The following is a 304-nucleotide window of genomic DNA, read 5'->3' on the forward strand; positions in this document are numbered from 1 at the left end:
CCGGCGGTTCTCACAGCCTGTCCGCCCTCTCTCTCCGGTACTGCCGCTGTCATTCGCTGCCCCTGGCCGTCTTCCTGCGCCTGCCGCTGTCTGGAATGTGTTTCGCGCATCGTCGGTTTTATCACCGGCGCCGGTACCGGGGCCTTTCCATCCGGCGTTCCCGGAGTCCATTCTTCTGGCCGCATCCATCCCTTTCCTCATCTGGTTCCTGGCCTCATCGAGCGCAAAATTCACCGTATCTGAAATCGTTCTGTTTAATTGTTTAAAATCCATGGAATGTATGGCATCCTGCACGGAATCCCTG

1 pseudogene is annotated in these 304 nt (G+C 57.2%); it reads right to left on the reverse strand.

The annotated features are described in order from the left end of the window. Positions 1-273 (reverse strand): annotated as a pseudogene (locus tag NE473_RS31080) (5-bromo-4-chloroindolyl phosphate hydrolysis family protein); the annotation flags it as partial. Positions 274-304: the final 31 nt, after the last annotated feature.

Source organism: Hungatella sp. SL.1.14 (assembly GCF_024460495.1).
Lineage (GTDB): Bacteria > Bacillota > Clostridia > Lachnospirales > Lachnospiraceae > Hungatella > Hungatella hathewayi.